The following is a 6,866-nucleotide window of genomic DNA, read 5'->3' on the forward strand; positions in this document are numbered from 1 at the left end:
AGCCGTCGGTGGGCAGCAAGGGCGACAGCTATGACAACGCCCTGGCCGAGACCATCAACGGTCTCTACAAGGCCGAGCTCATCCATCGCCGAGCGCCTTGGAAGACGAAGGAGGCTGTGGAGTTCGCGACGCTCGAATGGGTGTCCTGGTTCAACCACCATCGCCTGCTCGAACCCATCGGGTACATCCCGCCCGCAGAAGCCGAGGCAAACTACTATCGGCAACTCGCCAGTCAGTCCACCGCGGTGGCGGTCTGACTTAAACCAAACAGCCTCCTTGAAAACCGGGGCGATTCAGTCCCCATTGCCAGCTCGCCCCGAGTTGCCCAGGCTGATTCACCAGCGCTTACCGAAGCGGGCAAACAGCTGCCTCAAAACCTCCCGCCCAAACCGCTAGACTCACCACCGGTAACCTGCCTCGCTCCACCAGTGATGGCCAAAGCGGTTCCTACTCCATAGTCGCTGCAGCCCGAAAGGGTTGGTGCTAGTAACACCAAAAAGTAGCGGCGCAACCTCTCCGACACAGAGGTTTTGTCACGTCAGAATTCACGGCCCTCGGTGTTGCCGAGGGTTTCGCTTTCGGACGGGATGACCAGAACGGCAACGTCTGGTGCACGGCTACTGACGTGTTACTACATCCCGTCCACCTACATGCTCCTAGTAAAAGCATCGGGTGGTTTCCAGGCTCTAGTAGGAGTTCTGAACCATGTCTCTCGTTTCTCACAGGCACAGCAGTCGCGCTGCTGCCGCCCCCCACCCCCCTTGTCACCCACCCGCCCCGGGCGCAGCAGGCGTTGGCCTTTGTGCAGCGTGGAACAGCACCTGTTGTGCCGGGGCGGGGCACCCACGCGGTGCCTTTGCCCTGTCGACCCATCGGCCCAGCCTCAACACGGAGGCCGCGCCATGAACCCCTTCCAACCCAATCACCTACTGGCCGGTAAAAGAGCCCTGATCACTGCCGGCGCCAGCGGCCTGGGCCTGAGCATGGCGCAGGCCTTCATGGCGGCGGGCGCGCGCGTGATGGTGTGCGATGTGGATGCCGCCGCGCTGATCGAGGCCGCGGGCCAGTGCCCGGGGCTTGCCACCGCGCTGGCTGATGTGTCGGCCGAGGGCGATGTGGCCCGGCTGTTCCAGGCGGTGGATGCTCGCCTGGGCGGGCTGGATGTGTTGGTGAACAACGCGGGCGTGGCCGGGCCCTCTTGCGGGGTGGGGTCCATCACGCTGGCGGATTGGGACCGCACCCTGGCGGTGAATCTCACAGGCCAGTTTTTGTGTGTGCGCGAGGCCTTGCCCCGGCTGCGTGCCGCACAGGCCCAAGGGGGCGGCGCCTGCATCATCAACCTGTCTTCGGCCGCAGGCCACCTGGGCATGCCGGGGCGGGCGGCGTATTCGGCCTCCAAATGGGCCGTGGTGGGTTTCACCCAAACCCTGGCACTTGAGCTGGGGCCCGAGGGCATTCGCGTGAACACCGTCTTGCCCGGTGCGGTGGATGGCCCGCGCATCCGTGCCGTGATCGCGGCCCGGGCCCAGGCCACAGGGCAGCCGGTGGATGAGGTGGCGCGGGCCTACACCGGGCAGTCGGCCTTGGGGCGTTTGATCAGCCCGGCGGACATCGCCCACATGGCGGTGTTTGCCGCCAGCGACTGGGCCGCCGGCGTGACCGGCCAGAGCCTGGTGGTGGATGGACTGACGCAGGCCCTGAGCTAGCGCCTCGCGTTCTTCTTCCTCGTCTACCTCTTCTTCTTCACTTCATGTCAGAAGGCCCCCGCACCGGGGGCCGGGGCCGCGCTTTGCCCAAACACCTTTCTCGGAGACTCATCATGAGCCAGCACTCCAAAGTCATCATCACCTGCGCCCCCACGGGCGCCATCCACACGCCCAGCATGTCGCCCTACCTGCCGGTGACGGCGGCGCAGATCGCCGACGCGGGCCTGGAGGCGTTTGAGGCCGGGGCGGCGATTCTGCATTTGCACGCCCGCGACCCGGTGGACGGGCGGCCTTCGCAAGACCCGGATCTGTTTCGGCCGTTTCTGGAGCAGATCAAGGCGCACAGCAACGCGGTGATCAACATCACCACCGGCGGCAGCCCGCACATGAGCGTGCAAGAGCGCATGCGCCCGGTGCTGGCGTTTGCGCCCGAGCTGGCCTCGCTCAACATGGGCTCGATGAACTTTGGCCTGTACCCCATGCTGCACCGCTTCAAGCACTTTGAGCACGCCTGGGAGCAGCAGCACCTGGAGGCCAGCCGCGACCTGGTGTTCAAGAACACCTTCAAAGACATCGAGACCGCCTTGCTGCTGGCGGGCGCCCGCGGCACGCGCTTTGAGTTTGAGTGCTACGACATCAGCCACCTGTACAACCTGGCGCACTTTGTGGGGCGTGGGCTGGTGCAGCCGCCGGTGCTGGTGCAGTCGGTGTTCGGCATTCTGGGTGGCATCGGGCCCGACCCTGAAGACCTGATGCACATGCGGCGCACGGCGCAGCGCTTGTTGGCCGATGGTTTTTGCTGGTCCATCCTCGGCACGGGGCGGCACCAGCTGCGCCTGGCCACCATGGGGGCTGCCATGGGTGCGCATGTGCGGGTGGGGCTGGAGGATTCGCTGTGGGCCGGGCCTGGGCAGCTGGCGGTGTCGAGCGCCGAGCAGGTGCGCCGCGTGCGCGAGGTGCTGGCGGCACTCAACCTGCAGGTGGCCACGCCCGACGAGGCGCGGCAGATGCTGGCCCTGAAGGGGGCTGATCAGGTTGATTTCTGAAGCCAAGGAGTCACCATGAACACCCACTTTGCAAATGCCGCAACACCGCAGGCGGCCTTCTCTGACGCCGATGCCGATGCCGTGGCCGCCCTCACGCCCTTGTTGTTCAAGCGCCTGCTGCCCCTGCTGGTGCTGGCCTATGTGATCAGCTTCATCGACCGCACCAACATTGCCCTGGCCAAGCAGCACATGGCGCTGGATCTGGGCATCTCGGCGGCAGCCTATGGCCTGGGCGCGGGCCTGTTCTTCTTGAGCTATGCGCTCCTCGAGGTGCCCAGCAACCTGATCATGCACCGCGTGGGCGCACGCTTCTGGATCACCCGCATCATGATCACCTGGGGCCTGTTGTCGGCCGGCATGGCGTTGGTGCAGGGCGAGGCCTCGTTCTATGTGATGCGCCTGCTGCTGGGCGCGGCCGAGGCGGGGCTGTTCCCCGGCGTGATGCTGTACCTGACCTACTGGTTTGGCCGCCAGGAGCGGGCCCGGGCCACGGGCTACTTCTTGCTGGGCGTGTGCATTGCCAACATCGTGAGCGGCCCCTTGGCAGGCGCCCTGCTGCAGCTCGACGGCCTGGGCGGCTGGCATGGCTGGCAGTGGATGTTTTTGATCGAGGGCCTGCCTGCCGTGGCCCTGGCCTGGGTGGTGTGGCGCCACCTGCCCGACGGGCCCGACACGGCCCCCTGGCTGAGCCCGGCCCAGCGCAGCCTGCTGCGCCAACACCTGGCCGCCGAAGCTGCAGACAACGCACCCGAAGGCCACGGTCATGCGCTGATGCAAGCCCTGCGCGACCCGCAGATCTGGCTGGCGATTGCGGTGTACTTCTGCCACCAGATCAGCATCTACACGGTGATCTTCTTCCTGCCCGGCATCATTGCCACCTACGGCCAGTTGGGCCCGCTGCAGGTGGGCCTGCTCAACGCCATCCCCTGGGTGGCCGCCGCCGTGGGCGCCTTCTGCCTGCCCGGCCTGGCCACCACGCCCGGGCGCTGCCGGGGCCTGCTGCTGCTGGGTTTGCTGGTGATGGCCTTGGGCCTGCTGGTGGCCGCCTGGGCCGGGCCGGTGGGGGCCCTGGTGGGCTTCAGCCTCACGGCGCTGATGTTCTTTGTGGTGCAGTCGGTCGTGTTCTTGGTGCCCAGCGCGCGCCTGTCAGGCCCGGCCTTGGCCGGGGGCATTGCGCTGGTCAACACCTGCGGGCTGCTGGGGGGCTTTCTGGGCCCCTCGGTGATGGGGCTGATCGAACAGGCCACGGGCAGCACGCGCAACGGGCTGTTGCTGATGGCGGGGCTGCTGGTGCTGGCCGCGGGGGTGAGCCTGGGCTTGCGGTGGGGTAGGGGGCGCTGAGGTGCAGGCGTGACCAGGTTCCGGCGGCCTTGCTTCAAGCAAGCCAGGCCGCACAGGCATCAACAACGGCACGGGCAAAAAAGCCTAGGCCGCGGCGGTCAATTGCTGAAACAAGAAGCTGTAGAGCAGGGCCTCTCTGTGGGCGTAGATGTTCGGGTCGGTTCGCCCCGAATGGCCGCCGGCGGTTTCTTCATACAGCCACACCTTGGTGTGGCCCAGTGCCCGCAGATGGGCCGCCATTTTTCGGGCGTGGGCTGGGTGCACCCGATCATCGTTGCGATTGCCCAGAAAGAGGATCGGGGGGTAAGAGAACTGCGCGCTTGCGGGTTTGGCGTTTTGGTAGGGCGACCAGCGTGCGAGTGCTTCGCGATCTGTCGGCTTGTCTGGGTCACCGTACTCTTCTATCCAGGATGCGCCGGCAAACAGTTTTGAGAAACCCAGCATGTCCGTCAGCGGCACCCGCGACACCACGGCGCCGAACAGCTCGGGGCGCTGCACCATCACAGCCGTGACCAGCGCTCCGCCATTGCTGGCCCCGTAAATGCCCAGCCGAGCGGGCTGGGCGAGGCCGCGCTGTGTCAGATCCGATGCCACCGCGATGAAATCGTCGAAAGCGCGCTGCCGCCGCGCGCCCTGGGCGGCCAGTGCCCAAGCCGGCCCAAACTCGCCGCCGCCGCGGATATGCGCCATCACATAGACGCCGCCGTACTGCAACCAGTTGATGCCCGGCATGCGCTGGTAATCCAACTCCAGCGGAATGCCGAATCCGCCATAGCCGTACAGCAGCACCGGTGCATCGGCGGCAGGCTGGGCAGGCCCGATCACCGTGTAGGGCACCATCGTGCCATCGCTCGATCGGGCCTGATATTGGCGCACCACCATGCCATCGGCCTTGAACGCCGCCGCCTGGGTTTTAAGGGGCGCGGGCCACGGCTGCGGGGCTGAGACGTCCACCAAGGCCAGAGCCTGTGGGGTGATCGGCGCTTGGGTGGTCAGCCAGACGCGATTGTCTTTGGCGCCCTGGTCAGCCCGCACATGCACAAGCCCCGTGTCGGGCGCGGGCAGCGGGTCAAAGGAAAAGGCCTTGCCGTCCCAGCGCGCAAAGGTCAGGCGCGGGTGCATGTCTTCACTTGAGGCGATCACGATGCCGTCGCGCACCACATCCGACCAGACCATGCGTTTGCGCGGCTCACCTGCAAACACGAGATGCAATTCGTGCGTCGCACCCGTCGCACCCTTCGCCTCTGTCACCTGTTGCAAGGCCATCGCGATCAGACTGCCTTCGCTGTAGGTGTGGCCGGACGTGGTCCATGGCGAACGCAGCAGAGCCAACAGCCAATCGCGCTCAATCCAGACTTCGGCGTCGTCTGGTGTGTCAAGCTGGGTCAGGGTGCCGTCAAACTGCAGCAGGTGCCGCTCTGCCTGGTGGAATTGCTTGCGACGTTGCACCAGTGCCACGGGGGGCAGGCCGTCGCGGCCGCTGGACTTGACGCTGACCGACACGTCCGACGCTTGGCCGCGCAGGATCTCGGGGGCCGTGGCCACGGGCGTGCCGCGTTTCCAACGGCGCGCCGTCATCGCGTAGCCACTGGTGGTGGTGGTGCCCGGCCCGAAGTCGGACGCCAGCAGCACCTCGTCTGCGCCGAACCAGGCCGCCGTCATCTTCGCCGCCGGAAGGTTGAAGCCGCCGGCCACGAATGCGCGGTTCTCCAGGTCAAACTCGCGCATCTCGACCTTGTCCTCACCGCCGGCAGACAGAAAGATCAATGCCCGTTGGGTTGATGCATGCACCGCCATGCCTGTGTAGACCAGGTTTCGCGATTCTTCGCGCGCCAAGTCGTCAAAGTTGATCAGCACGCGCCAGGAGATGCGCTCCTTCGAGAATTCTTCCAGCGATGTGCGCCGCAGAATGCCGTGGGGCTGCCGCGCGCTGCGATAAAAGTTGTAGAGGTACTCACCGTGCCGGATGGGAAACTGGATGTTCGCTGGATTCGAGAGACTGGCCAGCACGTCTCTGCGCCGCTTCGCGAAATACGACTCACGCTCGACCAACGCCATCGCTTCGCGGCTGCGTGCGTTGACCCACTCCAGCGCGCGCTTTGAGTCAACATCCTCCAGCCAGGCGAGCGGGTCTGAAGGCACGGCCTGCGGCTGCGGCTGCGCCAATGCCTGCACCGCGCCTGATGCCCACAACCCCCACCTCAGGGGCCAAGCGGCCAGATCCCTGCGTTTGATGTCCATGTTGGCTCCCTGTTTTGCTCGCATTTTGCAACGAGCAGCACGCGCAATGGGCTGTTGCTGATGGGGGCTGCTGGTGCTGGCCGCAGGGGTGAGCTTGGGGTTGCGTTGGGGTAGGGGGCGTTGACGGGCCCCCAGACCGGCCCAACGGCGTACTCTGCTTGCGTTGGGCCCTGGCTGGTGTCAGTGGCTTGGGTGCCCGGGCTCGAACAGGGCTTCGAGAGAAGGGGCTGTGAGGATCAGTTGGCCCCAGCGCATCAGTTGTTCGGGCCCAGCCGATTGAATGCGGGTGCGGGCCCAGTCAGGGATGGGGCCGAAGCGCTGTTCGATGAACTGCGTCAACATCCAGGCGGCACCTTCATCACGCCCCTTTTGTCGTCCTTCCTGTCGTCCTTCCTGGCGTCCTTCTTTGCGGCCTTGTTTCTTTCCTTTTTGCAGCGCCTCTGTGAACAGGCGGCCCATTGTGTCGGCGACCATGGGACGTTCTTCCATCAGATCAGGTCGTTGGGTAGGTGTTTTGGCGAAGCTCTTGTCG

The 6,866-nt window shown here is 65.7% G+C and carries 5 protein-coding genes and 1 pseudogene; 4 read left to right on the forward strand and 2 right to left on the reverse strand.

Annotated elements, in window-relative coordinates; genetic code table 11:
- From L880_RS0125370 to L880_RS0125385, 4 genes are all read left to right on the forward strand, one after another.
- The coding region (locus L880_RS0125370; RefSeq protein ID WP_027477953.1) for an integrase core domain-containing protein at positions 1-257 on the forward strand (257 nt) is incomplete at its 5' end.
- 645 nt (positions 258-902) lie between these two features.
- Positions 903-1,706 carry an SDR family oxidoreductase gene (locus tag L880_RS0125375; protein WP_027477999.1) on the forward strand — a complete coding sequence of 268 codons (804 nt, stop codon included), beginning with the start codon at positions 903-905 and terminating at the stop codon, positions 1,704-1,706.
- Positions 1,707-1,819: 113 nt separating this feature from the next.
- On the forward strand, positions 1,820-2,752 hold the full coding sequence (gene kce / locus L880_RS0125380; protein WP_027478000.1) for a 3,5-dioxohexanoate:acetyl-CoA acetone transferase: 933 nt from the start codon (positions 1,820-1,822) through the stop codon (positions 2,750-2,752).
- Positions 2,753-2,767: 15 nt separating this feature from the next.
- Complete coding sequence (locus tag L880_RS0125385; protein WP_027478001.1) at positions 2,768-4,093, forward strand: MFS transporter; 1,326 nt, start codon at positions 2,768-2,770, stop codon at positions 4,091-4,093.
- Between the two features lie 84 nt (positions 4,094-4,177).
- On the opposite strand, the gene L880_RS0125390 is transcribed toward L880_RS0125385, so the two are convergent.
- Together L880_RS0125390 and L880_RS33620 are read right to left on the reverse strand one after the other, a co-directional pair.
- Positions 4,178-6,334, reverse strand: a complete 2,157-nt coding sequence (locus L880_RS0125390) for a prolyl oligopeptidase family serine peptidase (RefSeq protein WP_169737809.1) — start codon at positions 6,332-6,334, stop codon at positions 4,178-4,180.
- A 180-nt stretch (positions 6,335-6,514) separates the two neighbouring features.
- Positions 6,515-6,866, reverse strand: a pseudogene (locus L880_RS33620) (hypothetical protein); the annotation flags it as partial.

Origin of the sequence: Curvibacter gracilis ATCC BAA-807 (assembly GCF_000518645.1) — a bacterium.
Classification (GTDB): Bacteria; Pseudomonadota; Gammaproteobacteria; order Burkholderiales; family Burkholderiaceae_C; genus Curvibacter; species Curvibacter gracilis.